General features: G+C 66.0%; 22 protein-coding genes and 1 tRNA gene. 5 read left to right on the plus strand and 18 right to left on the minus strand.

All coding sequences use genetic code 11. The annotated features are described in order from the left end of the window. Positions 1-2: 2 nt before the first annotated feature. The 6 genes from clpX to PJB24_RS11825 form a co-directional block, all read right to left on the minus strand. A complete protein-coding gene (gene clpX / locus PJB24_RS11800; protein ID WP_273846137.1) occupies positions 3-1,268 on the minus strand; it encodes an ATP-dependent Clp protease ATP-binding subunit ClpX in 1,266 nt (421 codons plus the stop codon). 33 nt (positions 1,269-1,301) lie between these two features. Further along, entirely contained in the window at positions 1,302-1,904 is a 603-nt protein-coding gene (locus tag PJB24_RS11805; protein ID WP_273846138.1) for an ATP-dependent Clp protease proteolytic subunit, read from the minus strand. A gap of 6 nt (positions 1,905-1,910) precedes the next feature. Beyond that, positions 1,911-3,290, minus strand: a complete 1,380-nt coding sequence (gene tig, locus PJB24_RS11810) for a trigger factor (protein WP_273846139.1) — start codon at positions 3,288-3,290, stop codon at positions 1,911-1,913. A gap of 57 nt (positions 3,291-3,347) precedes the next feature. After that, positions 3,348-3,431: transfer RNA gene (locus PJB24_RS11815), tRNA-Leu, on the minus strand. A 102-nt stretch (positions 3,432-3,533) separates the two neighbouring features. Then, entirely contained in the window at positions 3,534-4,613 is a 1,080-nt protein-coding gene (locus PJB24_RS11820) for a magnesium transporter CorA family protein (RefSeq protein WP_273846142.1), read from the minus strand. Next, complete coding sequence (locus PJB24_RS11825; protein ID WP_273846145.1) at positions 4,576-5,382, minus strand: SGNH/GDSL hydrolase family protein; 807 nt, start codon at positions 5,380-5,382, stop codon at positions 4,576-4,578. Before PJB24_RS11825 ends, PJB24_RS11820 begins: the two co-directional genes overlap by 38 nt. Before the next feature lie 132 nt (positions 5,383-5,514). Between PJB24_RS11825 and PJB24_RS11830 the strand changes: the two genes are divergently transcribed. Continuing rightward, entirely contained in the window at positions 5,515-5,856 is a 342-nt protein-coding gene (locus PJB24_RS11830; RefSeq protein WP_273846146.1) for an ArsR/SmtB family transcription factor, read from the plus strand. An 84-nt stretch (positions 5,857-5,940) separates the two neighbouring features. Here PJB24_RS11830 and PJB24_RS11835 read toward each other — a convergent pair whose 3' ends face one another. From PJB24_RS11835 to nrfD, 8 genes are all read right to left on the minus strand, one after another. Further along, a complete protein-coding gene (locus tag PJB24_RS11835) occupies positions 5,941-6,288 on the minus strand; it encodes a rhodanese-like domain-containing protein (RefSeq protein WP_273846147.1) in 348 nt (115 codons plus the stop codon). Then, positions 6,288-6,629 (minus strand): thioredoxin, encoded by a 342-nt coding sequence (gene trxA / locus PJB24_RS11840; protein ID WP_273846149.1) that lies wholly within the window; start codon positions 6,627-6,629, stop codon positions 6,288-6,290. The genes PJB24_RS11835 and trxA overlap by 1 nt, the downstream gene beginning before the upstream one ends. 32 nt (positions 6,630-6,661) lie before the next feature. Next, positions 6,662-6,904, minus strand: coding sequence for a glutaredoxin family protein (locus PJB24_RS11845; RefSeq protein ID WP_273846152.1), 243 nt, complete (start codon positions 6,902-6,904; stop codon positions 6,662-6,664). A gap of 22 nt (positions 6,905-6,926) precedes the next feature. Next, a complete protein-coding gene (locus PJB24_RS11850; protein WP_273846154.1) occupies positions 6,927-7,325 on the minus strand; it encodes a DUF302 domain-containing protein in 399 nt (132 codons plus the stop codon). A gap of 115 nt (positions 7,326-7,440) precedes the next feature. Beyond that, positions 7,441-7,809 carry a YidH family protein gene (locus PJB24_RS11855; protein ID WP_273846156.1) on the minus strand — a complete coding sequence of 123 codons (369 nt, stop codon included), beginning with the start codon at positions 7,807-7,809 and terminating at the stop codon, positions 7,441-7,443. A gap of 1 nt (position 7,810) precedes the next feature. After that, on the minus strand, positions 7,811-8,203 hold the full coding sequence (locus tag PJB24_RS11860) for a YidH family protein (RefSeq protein WP_273846158.1): 393 nt from the start codon (positions 8,201-8,203) through the stop codon (positions 7,811-7,813). A 69-nt stretch (positions 8,204-8,272) separates the two neighbouring features. Next, positions 8,273-11,176: a molybdopterin-dependent oxidoreductase gene (locus tag PJB24_RS11865; RefSeq protein ID WP_273846160.1), complete on the minus strand. Its 2,904-nt coding sequence runs from the start codon at positions 11,174-11,176 to the stop codon at positions 8,273-8,275. Positions 11,177-11,203: 27 nt separating this feature from the next. After that, positions 11,204-12,826 carry an NrfD/PsrC family molybdoenzyme membrane anchor subunit gene (gene nrfD / locus PJB24_RS11870; protein WP_273846161.1) on the minus strand — a complete coding sequence of 541 codons (1,623 nt, stop codon included), beginning with the start codon at positions 12,824-12,826 and terminating at the stop codon, positions 11,204-11,206. Between the two features lie 156 nt (positions 12,827-12,982). Here nrfD and PJB24_RS11875 point away from each other — a divergent pair, with 156 nt between their 5' ends. After that, positions 12,983-13,429: a hypothetical protein gene (locus PJB24_RS11875; protein ID WP_273846163.1), complete on the plus strand. Its 447-nt coding sequence runs from the start codon at positions 12,983-12,985 to the stop codon at positions 13,427-13,429. On the opposite strand, the gene PJB24_RS11880 is transcribed toward PJB24_RS11875, so the two are convergent. Beyond that, complete coding sequence (locus tag PJB24_RS11880; protein ID WP_273846166.1) at positions 13,417-14,313, minus strand: LysR family transcriptional regulator; 897 nt, start codon at positions 14,311-14,313, stop codon at positions 13,417-13,419. The genes PJB24_RS11875 and PJB24_RS11880 overlap by 13 nt on opposite strands. 216 nt (positions 14,314-14,529) lie before the next feature. On the opposite strand from PJB24_RS11880, the gene PJB24_RS11885 reads away from it, so the two are divergent. Then, positions 14,530-15,831: an NAD(P)/FAD-dependent oxidoreductase gene (locus PJB24_RS11885; RefSeq protein ID WP_273846168.1), complete on the plus strand. Its 1,302-nt coding sequence runs from the start codon at positions 14,530-14,532 to the stop codon at positions 15,829-15,831. On the opposite strand, the gene PJB24_RS11890 is transcribed toward PJB24_RS11885, so the two are convergent. The 3 genes from PJB24_RS11890 to PJB24_RS11900 are packed head-to-tail and all read right to left on the minus strand — an operon-like array spanning position 15,814 to position 18,961. Continuing rightward, positions 15,814-17,055, minus strand: a complete 1,242-nt coding sequence (locus PJB24_RS11890) for an MFS transporter (protein WP_273846170.1) — start codon at positions 17,053-17,055, stop codon at positions 15,814-15,816. The genes PJB24_RS11885 and PJB24_RS11890 overlap by 18 nt on opposite strands. Positions 17,056-17,096: 41 nt before the next feature. Next, positions 17,097-17,786 (minus strand): ArsR/SmtB family transcription factor, encoded by a 690-nt coding sequence (locus PJB24_RS11895; RefSeq protein WP_273846172.1) that lies wholly within the window; start codon positions 17,784-17,786, stop codon positions 17,097-17,099. 59 nt (positions 17,787-17,845) lie between these two features. Beyond that, positions 17,846-18,961: an NAD(P)/FAD-dependent oxidoreductase gene (locus PJB24_RS11900; protein ID WP_273846174.1), complete on the minus strand. Its 1,116-nt coding sequence runs from the start codon at positions 18,959-18,961 to the stop codon at positions 17,846-17,848. Positions 18,962-19,054: 93 nt separating this feature from the next. Between PJB24_RS11900 and PJB24_RS11905 the strand changes: the two genes are divergently transcribed. After that, positions 19,055-19,603: a TetR/AcrR family transcriptional regulator gene (locus PJB24_RS11905; RefSeq protein WP_273846176.1), complete on the plus strand. Its 549-nt coding sequence runs from the start codon at positions 19,055-19,057 to the stop codon at positions 19,601-19,603. 123 nt (positions 19,604-19,726) lie between these two features. Further along, a complete protein-coding gene (locus PJB24_RS11910) occupies positions 19,727-20,470 on the plus strand; it encodes a Crp/Fnr family transcriptional regulator (protein WP_273846178.1) in 744 nt (247 codons plus the stop codon). The last annotated feature ends 4 nt before the right edge of the window (positions 20,471-20,474 follow it).

Genomic DNA, 20,474 nt, shown 5'->3' on the forward strand with positions numbered 1-20,474 from the left:
TCTTAGGCCGTCTCTTCCTCGTCGTAGGTGTACTTGGACTCGCCGGAGTGGGTCACGAGCGTGGGCTGCACCCCGTCGGTGACGGTGTCGGCGTCCACCACGCACCGCGCCACGTCCGACCGGCTCGGCAGCTCGTACATCGTCGGCAACAGGGTCGCCTCGATGATGCTCCTGAGGCCCCGCGCCCCGGTGCCGCGCTCGAGCGCCTTGCGCGCTATGGCGGCGAGCGCCTCCTCGGTGAAGGTGAGGTCGACCTTGTCGTAGCGGAAGAACTGCCGGTACTGCCTGACCAGCGCGTTCTTCGGCTCGGTGAGGATGCGCACCAGGTCTTTCTCCCCGAGACCCCGCAGCGTCGAGATGACCGGCAGCCTGCCGACGAACTCCGGGATGAGCCCGTACTTCAGAAGATCCTCCGGCTGGACGTGGCGCAGGATCTCGTCCGGGTCCTCCTTGCCGCGCGCCTCGAGGCTGCTGCCGAAGCCGATGCTCTTCTTGCCGATCCGCCGGCGGATTATCTCCTCGAGCCCGCCGAAGGCGCCGCCGCAGATGAACAGGATGTTCTTGGTGTCTATCTGCAGGAAGTCCTGGTGGGGATGCTTCCTGCCCCCCTGCGGCGGGACGCTCGCGACCGTCCCCTCCAGGATCTTCAAGAGCGCCTGCTGCACGCCCTCCCCCGAGACGTCGCGGGTTATGGAGGGGTTGTCGGCCTTGCGGGCGATCTTGTCGATCTCGTCGATGTAGATGATCCCGGTCTCCGCCTTCTTCACGTCGAAGTCGGCGGCCTGGATGAGCTTGAGCAGGATGTTCTCGACGTCCTCACCGACGTAGCCGGCCTCGGTCAGAGCGGTCGCGTCGGCTATCGCGAAGGGGACGTTGAGGATGCGGGCGAGCGTCTGGGCAAGCAGCGTCTTGCCGCTGCCGGTCGGCCCGATGAGCAGGATGTTGGACTTCTGCAGCTCGGTGCCGTCGGGCGACTCGGAGCCCATCTGGATCCTCTTGTAGTGGTTGTAGACCGCCACCGAGAGGACCTTCTTCGCCTCCTCCTGCCCGATGACGTACTCGCTCAGGATGCGGTTTATCTCGCGGGGCTTGGGGAGGTCGTCCTCCTTGAGGACGTCTGGCGAGGAGAATTCCTCGTCTATTATCTCGTTGCAGAGCTCGATGCACTCGTCGCAGATGTAGACGCCAGGACCGGCGATAAGCTTCCTCACCTGCCGCTGGCTCTTGCCGCAGAAGGAGCACTGCAACTGGTCGGACGGGTCTCTCATCGCATCCTCCCCAGGCTCTCGCTCGTCATGCCGCTAGTGACGCCGGATGATGTTGTCTATGACGCCGTACTCGACCGCCTCCTCCGGGCCCATGATGTAGTCCCGGTCGGTGTCGCGCTCGATCCGCTCGTAGGGCTGCCCGGTCCTCTCGGCGAGGATCTCGTTGAGGCGGCGCTTGGTCCTCACCAGCTCCTGCGCGTAGATCTCGACGTCGGAGGCCTGCCCGCCGATGCCCTGCGTGCTCGGCTGGTGCAGGAGTATCCGGGTGTTCGGGAGCGCGTTGCGCTTGCCCTTCGCCCCCGCGGCGAGCAGGAAGGCCCCCATCGACGCGGCCATCCCGAGCGCGGTCGTGACGACGTCGGGCTGGATGAACTGCATCGTGTCGTAGATCGCGAGCCCCGCCGTCACGCTCCCGCCGGGGGAGTTTATGTACAGGTTGATGTCCTGCTCGGGATCCTCGCTCTCCAGGTGCAACAGCTGCGCCATTATGGCGTTGGCGACCTGGTCGTCCACCGGCGTCCCGAGGAAGATGATCCTGTCCTTCAGAAGCCGCGAGTAGATGTCCATCGCCCGCTCGCCGCGCGGGCTCTGCTCTATCACGTAGGGGATGACCCCCTGTGGGTCGAACCTCTGCATCTCCTCTTACTCCTCTCCGGTTGCGCTCTTCTCCGCGGCCCCGCCACCCTCGGCGGCGGCCTCGACCTTCTCTTCTTCCTCTTCGGGCATCTCGGTCGGGACGGCGTTCTCCACCAAAAAATCGAGCGCCTTCTGCCGGGCGAACTCCTCCTCGAGGATCTGGTAGGTGCCGTTCCTGCGCATCGTCTCGGCGACCTCTTCCGGCTTGCGACCACCGTCCTCGGCGATGTGGCCTATCTCGTGCTCGATCTGCTCCCTGTCGGGCTCGATGCCCTCGGCCGCGACGACCGCGTCGAGCACGAGCTCCTTCTTGACCGTGTCCGCGGCGTCGTCCCGGACGCGCTCCTTCATCTCGTCCCGGCTCACCCCGGCCATCCGGTAGTAGCTCTCGGGGTCGACCCCCTGCGCCCGGATGCTCCGCTCGAAGCTCTCGACCATCTCCTCGGCCTTGTCCTCGACCATGACCTCGGGAACCTCGACCTCGGCCTCCTTCGCCACCGCGTCGAGCACCGCCGTGCGGAACTCGCCCTCGACCTGCCGCCGGGCGGCCTCCTCGAGCTCCTCCCGGATGGCCCCCCGCAGCTCATCGAGCGTCTCGAACTCGCTCGCCTCCTTGGCGAACTCGTCGTCGAGCGGCGGGAGCTCGCGCTCCTTGATCTCCTTGACGTGCACCCGGAAGAGGACCGACTGCCCGCGCAGCGACTCCTCCTCGTAGTCCATCGGGAAGGTGACGGCGAACTGCTTGCGCTCCCCGGCCTTCATCCCGACGAGGTTCTTCTCGAAGTCCTCCAGGATCTCGCCGCTCCCGACTTCGAGCATGTAGTCCTCGGCCGAAGCCCCGGGCACCTCGCCCCCGGTCATCTTCTCGCCGTTGAAGTCCAGGATGACGAAGTCGCCCTCCGCGACCGGCCTGTCCTCGACCGCACCGAGCGTGGCGAACTGGCCCCGGAGCTCCTCCAGGCGCGCCTCGACGTCCTCCTCGGTTATCTCGACCTTCCTCTTGGGGACCTCGAGTCCCTTGTAACGGCCGAGCTTCGCCTCGGGGCGCACGGCCACCGTCGCGGAGAACCGGAAGCCCTCCTCCTCGTCGAGCGGCTCGTCGAAGTGGATCTCGGGCCGGTCTATCGGGCGGAGGTTCTGCTCGATGACGGCCTGCGAGTACCAGGAAGGCAGCCGGTCCTGCAGCGCCTCCATGTAGATGTAGTCGCGGCCGAGATGGCTCTCGAGCATCCGCCGGGGGGCCTTGCCCGGCCGGAAACCGGGGACCCGCACCTTCTGGCGCAGCTCCCTGACCTTCGCCTCGACCCCCTCCCTGACCGCCTCGGGTGGAACCTCCACCTCGATCCGGACCTTGTTGTCTTCCAGTTTGGTTACGTTCGCCGTCATTTACTCCAACTCTTCTCGTCTACAGGCCGCTTCTTCAGCTCGTCGCGTCATGCGCAGTGCGAGAGGCGGGATTTGAACCCGCACGCCCGTGAAGGGCACTAGATCCTAAATCTAGCGTGTCTACCGTTCCACCACTCTCGCACTCCCGAAAACATAAACCGCAAACGATTATAACAGCAGCCCTGCCCCCGCCCCGCCAGGCCCCATGGTTTACGCTACGGGCGCACGAAGGACGCCGGGGCCTCAGATCATCTTCTTCCAGTACAGGTAGAAGATCATCGCCACCCCGAGCAGCATCATGACCCCGCTCACGATGTACATGCCATAGGGGTTGTGCTGCGCGAGGAAGTTCTCGTGGCTGAAGTTCATCCCGTAGACGCCGGTGATGAAGGTGAGCGGGAGGAAGATGGTCGAGATGGCCGTCAGCCGCTGCATGGTCTTGTTTATCCTCTGGGTCTGCTGAGTGGTGTAGATCTCGAGAGACCCCGCGAGGTAGTCGCGCATGGTGTCGATCATGTCCACCACCCGGTCGAGGTGGTCGCGCACGTCGTCGTAGTGCATCCGGCTCTCCTCGGGGATGAGCCGGGTGGTCGGCCGAAGCAGCACGCTTATCACGTCGCGCAGAGGCACCGCGAGCCGCCTGAGGGCCGTCAGCTCGTGCTTGAGGTGGAAGAGCGAATCGAGCACTGGAGAGTCCGCGTCTGCCTCCTCGGCCAGAAGCCTGTCCTCTATGCCGTCGACCATCGCCGAGAGCCGGTTCATTATCGGGAGGTACTCGTCGACTACCGCGTCGAAGACCGTGTGCGCGACGTTGGCCGGCAGCGCCGAGACGAACTCGTCTCCTTTGAGCAGCCGCCTCCTCACCCGCTCGAGCTCGCGCAGGGGCCGCGGGTGGACGCACACGACGTAGTTGGGCCCCACGTACATGTCTATCTCGACGGTCTGCACCCGGCGGGTCTTCTCCGAGAGGTGGAAGGAGAAGAGCGCGATGAACAGGTAGTCGTCGTAGATGTCCACCTTGGGCAGGTGGCTCCTGGTGAAGCAGTCCTCTATCGTGAGGTCGTCGAACTCGAAGACCTCGCGCAACAGCTCGCCGTAGCGCCCGTTCTGCCCTCCCTCAACACTGTAGATGTCGCACCAGATCAGCGCCTCGGGATCGGCGAGATGCTCGGGCAGCTCGTCGATCCCGACGTCGGTCCGCAACGTCCCGGACCCGTCGAGGACCAGGATGTCGACGCTCTCGGGCAGGTTCTTGGTCTTCGTATACTCCACGACGTCACAGATTCTACCAGCCCGCCCCCCGTCGAAACGATCGTTCTCCACCCCCTCTCTTCCTGCCGGATCCGCCGATCGCCTCCCGTACGCCGGCGGCGACGAGGGAGGCGTATAACCTGGCCCCGAGCGGCGTGAGGTGCACACCGTCGGGTGCGAAGTACTCCGGATGTCCGGCGCTCGCCGCGTGCCAGTCGACGAGCACCGCCCTGGCGGGATACCGCCTCACCCCGGCGGAGATCACGGCGTTGTTCGGGGGTATCCATGGCCTCGGCGCCGCATCGTCGACGAAGACGACCCCCCGCGCCCCATCGAGCACCCTCATGATGGTGTCGAACTCCCGGGGCGTTATGGTCCCATTGGTCCCGAGGTGCACGACGACCACCCCGCCCGTGAGCCCCCGGGACCGCAGCCGCTCCAGAATGCCGATCGCGGGCTCGACCTGCAGGCCGACCCGCGCGTCGACCGCGACGAGGTCGGGGATGTCCCGCTCGAGATAAGGCACCGCATCCAGCATCACCGACTCACCGACGGCCACCACCGGAACGTAACCCCTGACAAAGGAACCTCTCCAACCGGAGCCGTCCCGTCCCCCCACGGCCGTCCGACCCCCTCGCGCGGTACGTAGGGTGCCCCCGGATCCCACACCACCGGTCGTGCCGCCGGGCGCGCTCGACTCCCGCGTCGAGGCCGGCACCCGCGCGGAGGTACCGCCCGTCGCCGCCTCGACCCCTGATGTCTCACCGGGACGAAACCGGTGCCCGTCACAACCGGTGGCGAGCAGCACGGCGACGAGGACACATACCACCCCGATGCCCATACTCCACCGCACAGCACGCGCTATATGTAATCCACGCTCCCGCACGAAGACCACACCCTCTGGCATTGCCGTATAATCATCAAGGTATCATCGAGAGGTAGAGGTTCCAAGCATACGAACAGCGAGGTGGAGATGGCAGGGGCTCACAGACGCAGGCTCTCCGACGAAGGCTTCGAGCTCGTGGCCGAGCAGTTCAAGGTCTTCGCCGAGCCGATGAGGTTGAAGCTCGTCTACGCGCTCATGGACGGCGAGAAGAAGGTATCCGAGCTGGTCGAGGAGACCGGAGGGCTGCAGGCCAACGTCTCTAAACACCTGGGGGTGTTGCTCGATGCCGGGGTCGTCAGACGGCGCAAGCAGGGTACGAGCTCCTACTACCGCATAGCGGACGAGAAGGTCTACGAGCTTTGCGATCTTATGTGTGGCTCGGTGGAGAGTCGGCTCTCCGGCCGTCTGGAAGGTCTCGCCCTCTCCTGAGGATTATCTGCAAGACAAGAAGAGGGGGCGGGTCGTAGGACCCGCCCCCTCTTTCGTTCCAGAATCGGCCGGGGATGCCTTCTCTCAGGCCACACGCCCTTCGAAGGGGAACCCCTCCTTCTTCCAGTCCTTTACGCCCCCCGAGACGTTGGCGACGTCGATACCATCCCCGGAGAGCATCTTCGCCGCCATCGCGCTGCGGCTCCCGGAGCGACAGATCGTCAGGATCCTACGTCCCTGCGGAAGATCCTGGCGGCGCTCCTGCAGCTCGCCGAGCGGGATGTGCAGCGCACCGGGGACACGTCCGGCCTCCCACTCGTCGCCCTCGCGCACGTCGAGCAGCACGGCGTCGTCGGAGGAGAGCTGCTCGTAGGCCTCGCGCGGGGAGAGGTCCGGCACCGAAGACCCGCCGCCGAAGAGCCACCCGAACATCAGGCGGCCTCCCCGGCGAAGCGCGCGAGCCCGAAGGCCTCCTCTATCATCCCCTTGGGCAGGGCCCCGACGACGGCCTGCGGCTGCTTACCCGGCTCGAAGAAGGCGATCGTCGGTATGCTCGATATACCGAACCTCCCCGCTGTACCGGGCTCGGCGTCGATGTTCACCTTCGCCACCTTGACCCGGCCGTCGTACTCCTCGGCGATCTTCTCCATCACCGGCGCCACCGCCCGGCAGGGAGCGCACCACTCAGCCCAGAAGTCCACGATCACGGGGACCTCGGAGTTTATAACCTCCTCCTCGAAATTCTCTTCTCCGACCTGTACCGGAACCGCCATCTCTCTCGAAAACCTCCCGTCTCTGAAAATCTTCACGAAGCCCGGCGGGCGAGCTCCTGGTCGATGCGCGGCCGGTCGAAACCGACGATCCACCTGCTGCCGATCTTTATCACCGGCACGCCGGTAGATCCGGTCTTGCGCGCCAGATCCCGCGCCGCCGCCGGGTCGCGCTCTATGTTCACCTCCTTGAAAGGAACCCGCCTCTCCTGCAGATATCGCTTCGCCCTCCTGCACCACGGACAGCTCGACGTCGTGAATACGATCACCTTCGACATACCGCTCCAGACCTCCTTAGTTCTAATCACCGGCGAGCTCGCCCACGACGCGCTCGAAGTCCTCCCGGACCCGCCGCGCGATCGCGTCGAGCCTCTCGTTGCCTACTACGGAGAGCATGACCTCAGGCTCTACCGCCGCAACCACCGTACGCCCATCCCGCCGGTAAACGGCCAAATTGCAAGGCAGAAGCGCCCCGAGGTCGGGCTCGACCCCCAGAGCCTCGCTCGCCAGCGGCGGGTTGCAGGCCCCGAGGATCACGTACGGCTCCCTCTCCACCCCAAGCCTCTCCTTGAGCTTCGCAGCGACGTCTATCTCACAGAGTACCCCGTAACCGGCCTCCGCCAGCAGTGCCCGCGCCCGCTTCACGACCTCCTCGAAAGGAAGCGCGGTCCTGCCAGAGATTACATACCCTTCACGCATCACGCCCGTCCTCCTCAACAAAACATCCGCCAGAGATCGCCATCCAGCTTTATATTACCACATAATCATAAATACACAAAAGATTCATCCCTGGTGTGGTGTTCGTATGGAGGCATCAGGCGAACGCTATGTAGGCGATGAACGCGGTTCCGAAGAGCAGGACGCCGAGGGCGACGAGGAGGTAGAGGGCGGCGGAGTCTGTGAAATATCCCTCCTGTATGTTCCTTCTGAACCTGACGAAATGAACAAGGGCCGCGACTTCTATGAGGCCGCCGAGCGCGACCAAGGCCAGCCCGACTGCCGAAAGCCCGGATGGGGGCTGATGGACAGAGGGCAGAAGCACGCCTGAGGTGCGGGCGATCGCGTGCAGCAGGATGCCGAATCCTATCGCGTTGAGGCCGGTGCGCACCCAGGAGAGGACGGTGCGCTCGCCCGCGAGCTCCTCGCGCCAGAGGGTCTCGCCTTCGGGGATCTCGCCGCGCAACCTAGCTCCCCTCCAGGAGGGCGTAGACGATGAAAGCCATGGCGAGCAGTAGGCTGCCGACCACGACGACCATGTAGGGGGTGGCGCTGGCCAGGAAGATCCCCTCCCGGATCATGCGACGGGTGCGGAAGAACTGGAGGGAGCCGGCGATCAGGGTTATGCAGCCCAGCGCGACCATGACGACGCCGAAGCTTTCGGAGGCGGCGGCCCCCCCGCCCGAACCGGCCACCAGCGCCCCGGCCCGCTCGACGACGAAGCCCACCGAGATCAGGCCGACCCCCGTCCTGACCCACGCGAGGAGCGTCCTTTCGTTGGCCAGATGCTCCCTTATCTCGGTGTCCCGTTTGGGGCGCTCAGCCTTCTCCTCGAAGCCCTTGCGCCGGAAGAGCCTCAAACTCCACCCCCGGATCCGCCGCGGCCAACTGCCACCTCGCAAAGCAATGATATCACCGGCGCATCTTCCTCAGTCTCTCCCGGAATGGACGAAGAACATCTCCCTCGCGGGACGGAAGGGACGGTCGAAGACCTCCGGGCGCCTGAGGCCGTTCTCGAGCGGGCCAGGCCGGGTCATCGCGAGCCAGCGGCGGTAGACCTCGAGGCTCTTCTTCGTATCCACGCAGACGTCCCCGTAGCGGTCCCCCTCGCGGGCCTTCTCGACGAAGACGGCCTGGTGCCAGCAGTGCATCCCGCTTATCGGGTCTGGATGGACCGGGAAGGTGAGGTTCTGGTGCACCCCTCCGTCCCCCCAGAAGATGCGCCTGGTGTCGGGGTCTGGGGAGTCGTAGGGGTGCGGGCCTTCAAGCTGGCGCATACTCCAGATGCCATCGCCGGTGCGTTCGATCTCGATGACCGCGCCGGACCAGTGCTCACCTCCCGCATCCTGCCTCCTGCGCCAGCGGCCCAGGTGATGCGAGCAGGCGACGACACCCGGCGTTATCCCCTCGGTGACCCACGCGTGGTTGACGGAGTAGCCGATCTCGGTCACGACCCGTACCAGGTCCCCGGTCTCTATGCCGCGCTCCCCGGCGTCCTTCGGATGGATCCAGAGCGGGTTCTTGTTGGAGATCTCGTTGAGCCACTTGGAGTTTCCGCTTCTGGTGTGGATGAGCGTGGGCAGACGGAAGGTGGCGTTGAGGACGAGCTGCCCCTCCTTCAGGTTCTCCGGGTGGACGTGGCTCTTCTCGTAGCAGGGCGTGGCGTACTCGGGCCAGCCCCACTCGGCGAGCGTCCGGGAGAAGATCTCGAGTTTGCCGCTCCTGGTCGGGAAACCTTCGCGGGGTTCACCTTTCACCTGCACCCCGACGTGCGGCAGACGGCGTTTCTCCCTTATGACCCCCTCGCTGCGGCTCTCTTCGGTGGTGAGGGTGCCGTCCGGTTCGACGCGGGCACCCTCCACCTCCTCGGGAGAGAGGATGCGCATGTGGCGCTCGTACGTCTCGCGCTTTACCTCGAAGGCCCCGTAGCGTCTCATGTACTCGAGCGGCGTGAGCCCCTCCCCGGCGGCCTTCTCCGGCAGGCCGGGTACGGCGTTCTCGAAGATCCAGCGGTAGTACTCCTCGACGGTGAGCTTCTCGCCGGGCCGGTAGGGGCTCTCGAAGTGTTCCCGGATGCCCAGAGACCCGTCCGGGTCTATCTTCCAGGAGAGCTCGATCCAGAACTCGTCGTCCTCCCAGACCTCGCCGGGGTTGGCTTCGTAGGTGTAGGTGATCTTCTCCCCCCGCCGCCTCGCCGCCTCGCGCAGCACGGGCTGGCGGAAGGAGATCCAGGTCCCCGAGTGGGTCTCCTGGCTCATCAGGTCGTGACGCTCCGGGCCGTGCCCCAAAGGAAGCACGTAGTCGGCGAAGTACGCCGTCTCGTTCCACGTCGGCGTCAGGGCCACGTGGCAGCCGACGTACTCCTCGTTCTGCAGGACCTCCATCCAGCTGAAGCCGTCCGGGAAGGTCCACACCGGGTTGATGACCCGGCTGAAGTACACCTCCATCCTCCCACGCCCTTCCATGAGGAAATGCGGGATGAGGAAGCTCATCTCGTAGTTGGCGAGCGGGTATTCGTCCGGGTAGTTGAGAGAGTTCCACGCCTTCTGCGGCTCGGGGTGCTTCCAGAACTTCGGCACCCACTTGCTCCAGCCGTTCGGGTTGGTCCCACCCTTGCGGCCCCAGCTCCCGGTGAGGACGTTCAGGAAGACGAGCGCCCTGCCGGCCATCCAGCCGTGCAGGTTGGCCGCCGTCGCCGCCCGCCAGGTGTGCGAGGCGACGCGCGGCGCGGCCTCCCCGATGACCCGGGCCACCTCGACTATCTTCCCGGCCTCGACCCCGCTCTCCCTCTCGGCGTACTCGGGGGTGAAGAAGGCGTAATCTTCTTTCAAAGCCTCGATGAAGGCGTCGAAGGAGTCCTGCTCCCTCTCCGGGTGTTTGTTCTGCATGTACTCTGGCCAGCTGGTCCAGTCGCGCAGGTACTCCGCGTCGTAGAGGCCCTCGTCGAGGATGATCTCAGCCATCGCAAGGAAGAGGGCGGCCTCCGAGCCCGGGCGGGCCGGCAGCCAGTAGTCGGCCATCGCCGCCGAGTTGGAGAGGCGTGGATCGACGACGATGAGCTTCGCCCCCTTCATCTTGCCCTCGATGATGCGCTGGGCGTGCGGGTTGAAGTAGTGACCAGACTCCAGATGGGAGCTCATGAGGATAATCGCCTGGGCATTGGCGTGGTCGGGGGAGGGCCGGTCGAAACCACTCCACACCTGGTACCCGAACCGCCCGCCGGAGGAGCAGACGTTGGTGTGCGAGGTGTGGGCGTCCACGCCCCACGCCTTGAAGACGCGGTCCATGTGCTCGAGCTCGAAGCCGGGCCGGCCGACGTGGTAGAAGATCTCGTCGCGCCGCCCCTCCACGATGGCCCGGCGCACCCGCTGCGCTATGTCTTCGAGGGCTTCATCCCAGGAGACGCGCTCCCACTGTCCCGACCCGCGCGGTCCCTTCCTCCTCAAGGGGTGGAGGATACGGTCGTGGTCCTTTATCTGGTTGATGGTCGCAGGTCCTTTGGCACAGTTGCGCCCGCGGCTCCCGGGGTGCAGCGGGTGCCCCTCGAACTTGCGGACCTCGCGGCTCTCTTTGTCTATGTAGGCAAGCAGCCCGCAGGCGGCTTCGCAATTGAAACAGACGGTCGGGACGATCTGGTAGCTCTTCTTCTGTCGGCGGGTCCACCCTTTCGCCTCGTACTCCGTCCAGTCGTCCCACCGCTCGGGCGGGGGATATCCGGTGAGCGAGCTGCCCGGCGCGAGCCGGCGCACGTCCCCCCGCTCCGGCTGGTCCACGTCGGGGATGATGTGGAGCTTCGTCGCCACCCGCTCGATGAGCGGTCTTTTCGGTTCCACGCGAGTCACTCTCTCCTCCTCCTACCTTCAGGCCAGCGGGATGAGCTGCGGGGCCTCGACCCAGGCGTGCTCGGTCGCGAAGATCCCGGCGAGCGCGAAGACCCCGGCCGCGGCCGCGAGCACCGGGACCCCGAAGAGCGCCGAGAGCCCGACGAGCCCGAGCGGAACCAGGCTCCCCAGCCCGACCGAGACCCCCCAGAAGAGCCTCCGGTAGCGCCCCTTGTAGATCATCTCGGCCGCGCGCGCCGCATCGCGGTCGGGGTGCCTGACGCCGAGCTCGGCCCAGAAGACCAGCAGCCCGACGAGAAGCCCCGCCGCGAGCACGGCCGAGAGCGTGCCCTGCAAAGGAGCGAGCCCCCCGACGAACAGCGAAGCGATCAGAAGGGCAGCGGCCCCGGCGACCGCGGCGTGGGTGAGCATGTGAACCGGGAGCGCCGGGCTCTGCCAGAAGCTGCGCCCCCTGGACTGGGCGAAGAGGTACGCAGTGTAGACGGCCGTCGCCCCGGCGGCGACGACGAGCGGCCAGGCGAGCACGGCGGTCGCCTCCTGCCCCACCTCGTCCGGGAGAACCCCGAAGAAGGCGAGCGCCTCGGCGACCATCCAGAGCCCGAGCAGGGCCCCGAAGCCGGTGATGATGTACGCACCCTTTACCAGCCAGCTCCTCCACTGCGGCCGCAGCAGGACGTAGTGGAAGCGGTCCGGCCGGTCGAGGTCGAGGATGAGAAGCGCCCCGGTGGCGAGCAGGAACACGAGCCCGAGCAGCGCCCCACTCCACAGGGCCACCCCCGAGAGCGCCACCCCGAGCCCGGCGGCGAGGAACGTGATCCCGGCCGCACCGGCAGATATCGCCTTGGTCCAGACGTAGGCGGGAACCTCCCGGCCCCACATCACGCCCTTGTTCGGCTCGTCGTAGGTGCGCCGCGCCCGCTCGGGTTGGGGCTCCGGCTCGCCACGACCCGGCTTCTTCCCAAGCGGGATGATCCCCTGCAGCACACCCCCTCCGCCGGCGTTCGGGCTGTCCGGGGCGTGATGCCCGACGCCGCGGCGCTGGTTGGACCACATGTAGTCCGACGCGACGGGGGCGTCGTCGGGGGTGAGCGCGGCCTCGTCCCCGTTTATGTAGAAGAGCTTCGGCTTCGTACCCTTCTCCGGCCTGCGGGTGGTCACCTTCTCGCGGGAGAGGAGGCGGCTGATCTCGGTCGTCGGATCGTCCATGTCCCCGCTTATGATCGCGTGCTCCGGGCAGACGTTTACGCACGCGGGCTCGAGGCCCATGTCCACCCGGTGGGCGCAGTAGTTGCACTTGGCCGCCGTGTGGCTGTCGGGATCTATGTACAGGGCGTCGTACGGGCACGCCTGGGTGCAGGCCTTGCACCCGATGCACCGGTCGCTGTTGAAGTCCACGATCCCGTCGTCGCGGATGTACAGCGCCGTCACCGGGCAGGCTTCGACACAGGGCGCGTCCTCGCAGTGGTTGCAACGCATCACGTGGAAGGCTCGCTGGGTGTCGGGGAATTCCCCCTTCTCGATGTACTTCACCCAGGTCCGGTTCACCCCGAGCGGCACCTCGTGCTCGGCTTTGCACGCCACCGTGCACGCGTGACAGCCGATGCATTTTCGGTTGTCTATTATGAAGCCGTAGTTCGCCAAGGAACCTCCTCCCGACTCATTGCGCGAAACCATGCTAGCAACGCCCCGAGAGCCGAACCATACTCGCCCCCCGAACGAGCCATAGGCTCCTCCTATACAACCGCCTTCACCGGGGCACTATACTTCTGGCGGGTACGGATTCTCGGGGAGCAAAAGATGTACGAAGAGCAGGGAACAGGCCTGAAGGTTCGCAACGGCAACCTGGAGATCGCGCGCCTGAACGCGAAGGTCGCCTCCATAAAGCTCTCCATCCGGGCTCTTCTGGGGTGGGGGGCGGCGATACTCCTGATCTCGGGGCCGCTCTCCGCGCTCACGCACCTGTGGTGGCTGGTGCTGATCTTCGGGGCGATCCTCCCGCTCGCGGTCGGGGCCGGCAGCCGCCTCTCGGGACTCGCTCAGACCAGGGCCCGCCTCGCCGCCGAGGCCGACGGCGAGAAGGAGCTCCTGCTCGCGCTCGAGCGCTGCGGGTCGCTCACGCCCGCCCGGGCGGCGATAGAGACCTCCCTGAACGTCTCCGAAGCGGACCGCCTGCTCGGCGAGCTCGCCGCGGCGGGTTACCTGGAGGTGCGCGTCGAGGATGGCAGGATCACCTACACCCTCTGAGAGAGATCCCGCCGGCAGAGCCCGAGCAGGTACTCGAAGAACTTCCGCTCGGTCGGGTTCAGCTCCGCCGAAGGGTTGCGGATCATGGTGAACCGCCGCGGGATCGAGAACCCCTCCGCAACCGCCAGATGCCCGGCCTCTATCTCCAGGCGTATCGTCTCCCGCGAGAGCAGCGAGAAGCCGAGCCCGGCCTCTATCGCTTCCTTGATCGCCCCGGTGCTCCCCAGCTCCATCCGCACGTCCAGCACGATCCCCATCTCCGAGACCGCCCGCTCTATCACCTCCCGCGTCCCCGATCCCTTCTCCCGTGAGATGAACGGCTCAGAACCGAGCTTCCCCGCCTCCACACCCTCCCGCACCCACGGATGGCCCGGCGCGACCACCACGACCAGCTCGTCCTCCAGCAGCGGCACGCTCTCGAACGCCCCCCGCACCTCACCACCCTCTATGACGCCGAAGGCAACCGTCCCCCGTCCCACCAGCGACAAAACCTCCCTGGTGTTGCCCACGAAGAGCTCCGGCAACACCCCCGGCTCCCGCTCCCGAAACCCCCGCAGCCACGCCGGGAACAGATGCTCCCCAAGCGTCGAACTCGCCGCCACGTACAGCCGGGAATCCCTCCGGCCACGCAGCGTGTGCAATACCTCCTCCACCCCCTCCACCTCGTCCAGCGCCCGCCGCGCCTGCTCGTAGAGCAGCCTCCCGTGCTCCGTAGGTTCCACCCCCCGCCGCGAGCGCTTGAGAAGCGGCACCCGCGCCTCCCGCTCGAGCTCCGCCAGACGCTCGCTCACGCTCGGTTGTGACAGGTACATCCGCTGCGCAGCCCCCGAGACGCTCCCCTCCTCCACCGCCGCACAGAACGCCTGCAGAGACCTGAGCTTCATGACCCCTCTCTCATTTTCGCTTTTATTTCATATATTACTATACTGATATAGGCTGAATCTATGGGCTGCCTCGCGACCGGTGTATCCGACTCGGAGACGCATAGGTTTCTCCTATGCTTACATAATAAAATCCATTACATGTGGTGGTGGATGTCATCGGGATGATTGCTAGCATTTCGGGGGAGGAGGCATAGAAGCCTGCAGGAAGGAGGAGTCATGCCGGGAGCGAGGGGTGCGTTGCTGGCCGGTGGTGCGCTTGCGGTCGCGGCTCCGGCTGCTGCGGCCGTGGCGAGCCGGGAGCTCAAGAGCGAGGCGCGGGGGAGGGTGGTCATCGTCGGCGGGGGGACGGCCGGGCTCACGGTTGCGGCCCGTCTGGCGCGCAGGCTAAGACATCCTGAGATAACCGTTATAGAGCCCTCCGAGCGGCACATGTACCAGCCGGGCTGGACGCTGGTCGCCTCGGGGGTCTTCCCGAAGGAGCACTTCATCAGGAAAGAGGAGGACTACATCCCGCGGGGGGTCACCTGGATCCGGGAGAGGGTCGAAGGCTTCGAGCCGGAGAAGGACCAGCTCGTAACCGAGAGCGGGCGCAGGGTCGGCTACGACTACCTCGTCGTCTGTCCCGGGCACCAGCTCGACTACGACAGGATAGAGGGTCTCGACGGACATCTGGGCCGGGACGGGCTCTACAGCAACTACACCGCCGAAGGTGCACAGAAGACGTGGGAAGGCATCCGCAGCTTCCGGGGTGGGACCGCGATCTTCGTCGAGCCCGCCAGCCCGATAAAGTGCGGTGGCGCACCGCAGAAGATCTGCTACATGGCCGACTCCTACTGGCGGCGCGCGAAGATCCGCGAGCGGGTGAACCAGCTGTTCGTGAACGGAAAGCCGGTGCTGTTCTCGTCACCGTACTACCGCGAGGCGCTCGAAGGCGTGATGAGGCGCAAGAACATACAGACCCTCTTCAACCACAACCTCGTCGCCGTGGACCCGGAGAAGAAGGAGGCTTACTTCGAGGTCAAGGAGGGCGAGGAGACCAGGCGGGTTGCGATGTCCTACGATTTCCTGCATTTCTGCCCGCCGCAGAGCGCCCCGGACTTCATCAAGAACAGCCAGCTCGCCAACGAGGCCGGCTACGTCGAGGTGGACAAACACACCCTGCAGCACGTGCGCTACCCGAACGTCTTCGCGCTCGGCGACGCGAGCAGCCTCCCCACGTCGAAGACCGGCGCGGCCATACGCAAGCAGGCCCCGGTCCTGGTGTACAACCTGGTTAGGGCCATGGAGGGCGTGGACCTCAAGGTAGACTCCCACGACTACGACGGCTACAGCTCGTGCCCGCTCGTCACCGACTACGGGAAGATGATGCTCGCAGAGTTCGACTACACCCTCAAGCCACGTCCCACCGTGCCGCCGTGGGAACACGACTCCCGCAAGGAGACCTATACGAACTGGCTCATCAAGACCCGGGCGCTGCCCGCGATGTACTGGAACGGGATGCTAAAGGGCGTCGCCTGACCCTGGCTTCTCCTCGAGCAAGAGGGCGACCACAAATCCCGAGAGTGCGGTGAGCGCCGCCACGAGCCCTATCGCCCACGAGAGCCCCAAAATGTCGGCGATTATCCCCGCGGCGAGTGCTCCCACCGCGTAGCCGAGATCGCGCCAGAACCTGTAGACGCTGAGGGAGCGGGCACGCCACGCGGGCCGGGAGTGGTCCGAGACGGCGGCGATGAGCGTCGGGTAGACCATCGCGGTGCCAAGTCCCATGATCAAGCTACCCACGAGCCACCACCCGAAGCCGCGGGTCGCGAGGATAATGAACATCCCCACCGCCTGAACCCAGAGGCCGCCGGCGATGAGCCCCTTGCGCCCGATGCGGTCGCTCAAGGGGCCCGTCACGACCTGCAGCACGCCCCAGACGAACGGGTAGACGGCTTTGAGTACGCCGATGCGCTCCACGCCGAGCCCGAAGGCTGCGAAGAAGAGGGGAAACACCCCCCAGCTCATCCCGTCGTTGAGGTTGTTGACGAGCCCGGCCTGCGAGCAGGCGAAGAGGTTGCGGTCCCTGAAGGAGGTCGCAGAGAAGACCTCCTGGAAGGTCGGCTTATCTTCATCCTCCGATCCGGTCTGGCTCGCCTCCAGCCGGACGTGCTCGCGGGTGTCACGCACCAGGAATACGGAGAGCCCAAGCCCCGCGAAGACGTAGAACACTCCCAGGTAGAAGGGCTGGGGCCTGAGCGCATACGCCGAGGCGATGTAGCCGGTGAGGAAGGCCGTTATGCCCAGGGAGGCGTAGCCGGCGAACTCGTTCATCCCGGTGGCGACCCCCCGGAAGCGGGGACCGACGAGGTCTATCTTCATGTTGACGGTCATCGACCAGGTGAAGCCCTGGTTTATCCCGAGGAGAACGTTGGCGAAGACCACCCACCCCCATGAGGGAGCGAGCATCAGTATGAAGGGGACCGGGACGCCGAAGATCCAACCTGCTACCAGGATCTTCTTCTTGTTGAAGAGGTCCACGAGGCTGCCTACCGCGAGGTTGGAGAGGGCCTTGACCACCCCGAAGGAGACGATGAAAGAGAGGATCGCGCTTTTGGCGACGAGCCCGAAGACCTCAGAGCCGATGAGCGGCACCACCGTACGCTCCAGGCCTACCATCCCCCCGACGAAGGCGTTGACGAGCACCAGGAGCGAGAACTGCCCCAGGTTCTCCTTCAAGCCCAGCCGGACAGGGTCTCTCACGAGACCCCACCGCCCCGCCGGAGCCGGCGGGCCCGGAAGCGTCAGCCCCAGGACGTCTCGACCGGGAAGCCGGCCGCCCGCCACTCGGGGAACCCCTCGGCAAGCCGGACCGCGCTGTAACCTCTCTCGCGCAACATCTCCACCGCCTCGTCGGAGAACACGCAGTAAGGCCCGCGGCAGTAGGCGACGATCCGCCGGTCCGGAGGCAAATCTCGCAGACATCTCTCCAGCCGCTCTTCGAGCTCCTCCACGGGTAACGAGCGAGCTCCGGCGATGTGCCCGGCCCGGTACTCTTCCTCGGGCCGTACGTCGAGCACGACCACCTCCCCTCCACGCATCATCTCCCGCAGCTCTTCCGCGCTCACCTCCTCCAGAGATGCCCGATCCTCGAGGTAGTCGCCGACGAGCCGGTCTATCTCAGCGAGGCGCTCCTCCCCGATCTCCCTGAGCATCCTCCACAGCTCGAAGACCCGCCCGTCCGCCAGCCGGTAGCGGACGTAGAGCCCCTCCCGCCGCGCCTCGACCAGCCGCGCCCGACGCAAGACCTGCAGATGCTGCGAGACGTTCGCCACAGGCAGCTCCATCTGTCGCGCGATCTCCTCGACCGTCCTCTCCCCCTGCGCCAAGAGGTCGATCATCTCCAGCCGCCTCGGGCTCGCCAGCGCTTTCCCCACCCGCGCGAACTGCTCGTAGAGCAGATCCTTGAACTCCCGGTGTTCCCTCCTGTTCATGTATTCAACATAATAATTGAATAAAAGACGCGCGTCAAGGGAGGAGGTGGTTCCGGGGGCTACGAGCGGAGGGAGCGCCAGTTTTCGAAGGCTCGCTCGAAGGCGGGTGCGATCTCTGTGGAGGGTCCCTCGAGCGTCACCCTGGCGCGGCCCTGGGGCGGGAGGCCGTCCGGGTAGCGCAGCGAGATATGGCTGTAACGTCCTGAGCCGTGGCCGACGAAGCATTCCGGTGCGGGGAGGTGGGTCTCCGGGGAGTCGAGGATGCCGAAGCGTTCGAGTATCGCATCGGCTGCGGTGCGTCCCGCGGCGGCGGCTCCGTCGGCGGTACGGGGCAGCGCGGTGGCTGCGGCGTCCCCGATCACGAAGAGGTTCTCCTCGGTGGTCTCGAAGGATCGGGAGATCTCGACCAGGGGTCCATCACCTGGCAGGTGCGCGAGTAGCGGAGACCTCCGGTGCGGGGGTACGACGAGCGCGAGATCGAAGCGGAGGTCGCGTCCGTCGGCGGATCGGAGGGCTCCCTCCCCGAGCGAGGTGAGGTCGGGTTCGAAGCCGGTGAGGATCTCCACCCCTTCGGCGGAGCAGGAGGAGCGGAGGAAATCCGTCATCTTCTGTCCGAGCGACTGCAGGGGCTCCTCCTCGGGGGTCGTCAGCACGACCCTCACCGGGCGGGAGGTACCGCGGTAGAGGTTCGCGAGCTGCATCGCCATCCCGTAGGGCGCCGGAGGACACCGGTAGGGCAGAGAAGAGATCACGACCGCAACCACCCCGCCTTCGAGGTCCCGGATCGCTTCCGAAGCACGCTGTGCCCCTTCGGGGTCCCAGAAGCCGAAAACACGGGAGGAGGAAGGAAGAGCCTCGAGGTCGAGCGCGAGCCCCGGCGCGGCCACGACGGCGTCGGCTCCGATCTCTTCATCCTCGAGCCTTACCCCGCTCCCCGAGACACCCCGGGCCTCGCCGTAGACGACCTCGACCCCCTCGAGCGCGAGAGGAGCCCTCCAGCGCGAAGCCGGCCCCTCGCCGAGCAGGGTGGGGATCGTACCGGGCAGGTAGAGCGGACCACCCGGTCGCTCGACGAGCACTACTTCTACCCCTGAGGACGTACGCCTCCGCAGGCGCCGCGCCGCGGCCACGCCCCCCGGCCCCGCTCCGAGTATCACGACCCTCCGTCCGGACATCCCTCACGTCCCTTCAAGATGCGGCCCCGAACACCTTACTGTCACGTATGATCATATACTGATGGTTCATTCCACGCGAGAGGAAGAGGTGAGATGAGCGATCGGCTGGAGGAGCGGCGGACGAGCAGGCGCAGGCAGATCCTGGAGGCGGCGTGCCGCTGCTTCGCCCGCAGGGGGTTTCGCGAGACGGCGATGCTGGACATATGCCGGGAGGCGAACCTGAGCATAGGCACGATCTACCGTTACTTCCCGGACAAAGAGGCGCTCATACTCGCGGTGGCCGAGTTCGTCTGCGGCAGGGACACGCTCGTCCTGGAGAAGGCTACCGGTGGAACGGACGGGGCGGAGGGAGCCTGCGGGAGCGTTCAGGGCATGGAGAAGAACCTGCGTGGGCGGGATCCCAGGTGGCTGGGCCGGTTGAGGATCGAGCTGTGGGCGGAGTCGCTGCACAATCCTCCGGTGCGGGCGCTGGTCAGGCGGTGCATGGAGCGCATGCTGGACAGTATCGGCGAGGGACCCTCCGGCGAGGATCCACACGAAACCCTGGCCCTGCTCCAGGGGCTCATCATCCAGCGCGAGATCCTGGGTGGCGCGGGGACACGCCCACGTTCCAGTCGGGAGTATATCCGGGTGGAGGGGTAGGTTCGGACCGCATTCGAAGCCGGAGACCCGCCGCCCGGAAGCACGGCGGTGTAACATCAGCAGCCGGGATGGCTGGGTGGTCGGAGCCGGAGGCTCCGGGAGGACCAGGGTCCGCGAGGAAGAATGACGGGGCTGGAAACATCGGGCAGTCTCCGGGAAGCGGAGTGGCGCAGGGTCATGGAGGCCGCCACCGGGATGGGATTCGGGCTGAGTCGCAGACATCACGAGCGTGGAGAGCCCGTGTACCGGGACGAAGAGCCGGCCGACGGCCTGTACGTGATCACCACGGGTGCCGTCATGGTGACCCGGGAACATTCTGGAGGCAAGGAGGCCACGGTCAGGATACTCGGCCCCTGGGATCACTTCGGGCACGCCCTCTTCCCGGAGGGGACAGCCGGAGATCTCCCCGTACAGACCCACGCCAGGGTATGTTCCGGACGGTGTGAGGTAGTCAAAATCCCCAGGATATTCCTGCGCAAAGCCTGCAGCGTTCGGCCCGGGCTGGTCCTGAGCCTGGTGACGCTCGACAACCTCAGGCTCGCCGAGCAGCAAGAGATGAGCAGGTGCCTGCTGCCACGGCGCGTGAGGAGCAGGCTGCTGGAGCTCTTTCCCATACTGATCAGCAAGTTCGGTGCAGCGTGCGAGGATCCGGAGTACATGGAGATAGTGCTCCATCTGACCCACCACGACCTGGCCGGAATGGTCTCCGCGAGCCGGGAGTCCGTCACGGTGGCGCTCGCGGAGCTGTGCAGGGAGGGGGTGGTCCGCACCTCCAGGGGACGCCTGCAGGTCCGGCTCTCCCGGCTGCAGGGGTTCCCGCGCGAACCCGCCCCCACTCCCCCGGCCACGGGCGATGGCATAGAATGACGTA

It is taken from the genome of Rubrobacter calidifluminis, assembly GCF_028617075.1.
In the GTDB taxonomy this organism is placed as follows: domain Bacteria; phylum Actinomycetota; class Rubrobacteria; order Rubrobacterales; family Rubrobacteraceae; genus Rubrobacter_E; species Rubrobacter_E calidifluminis.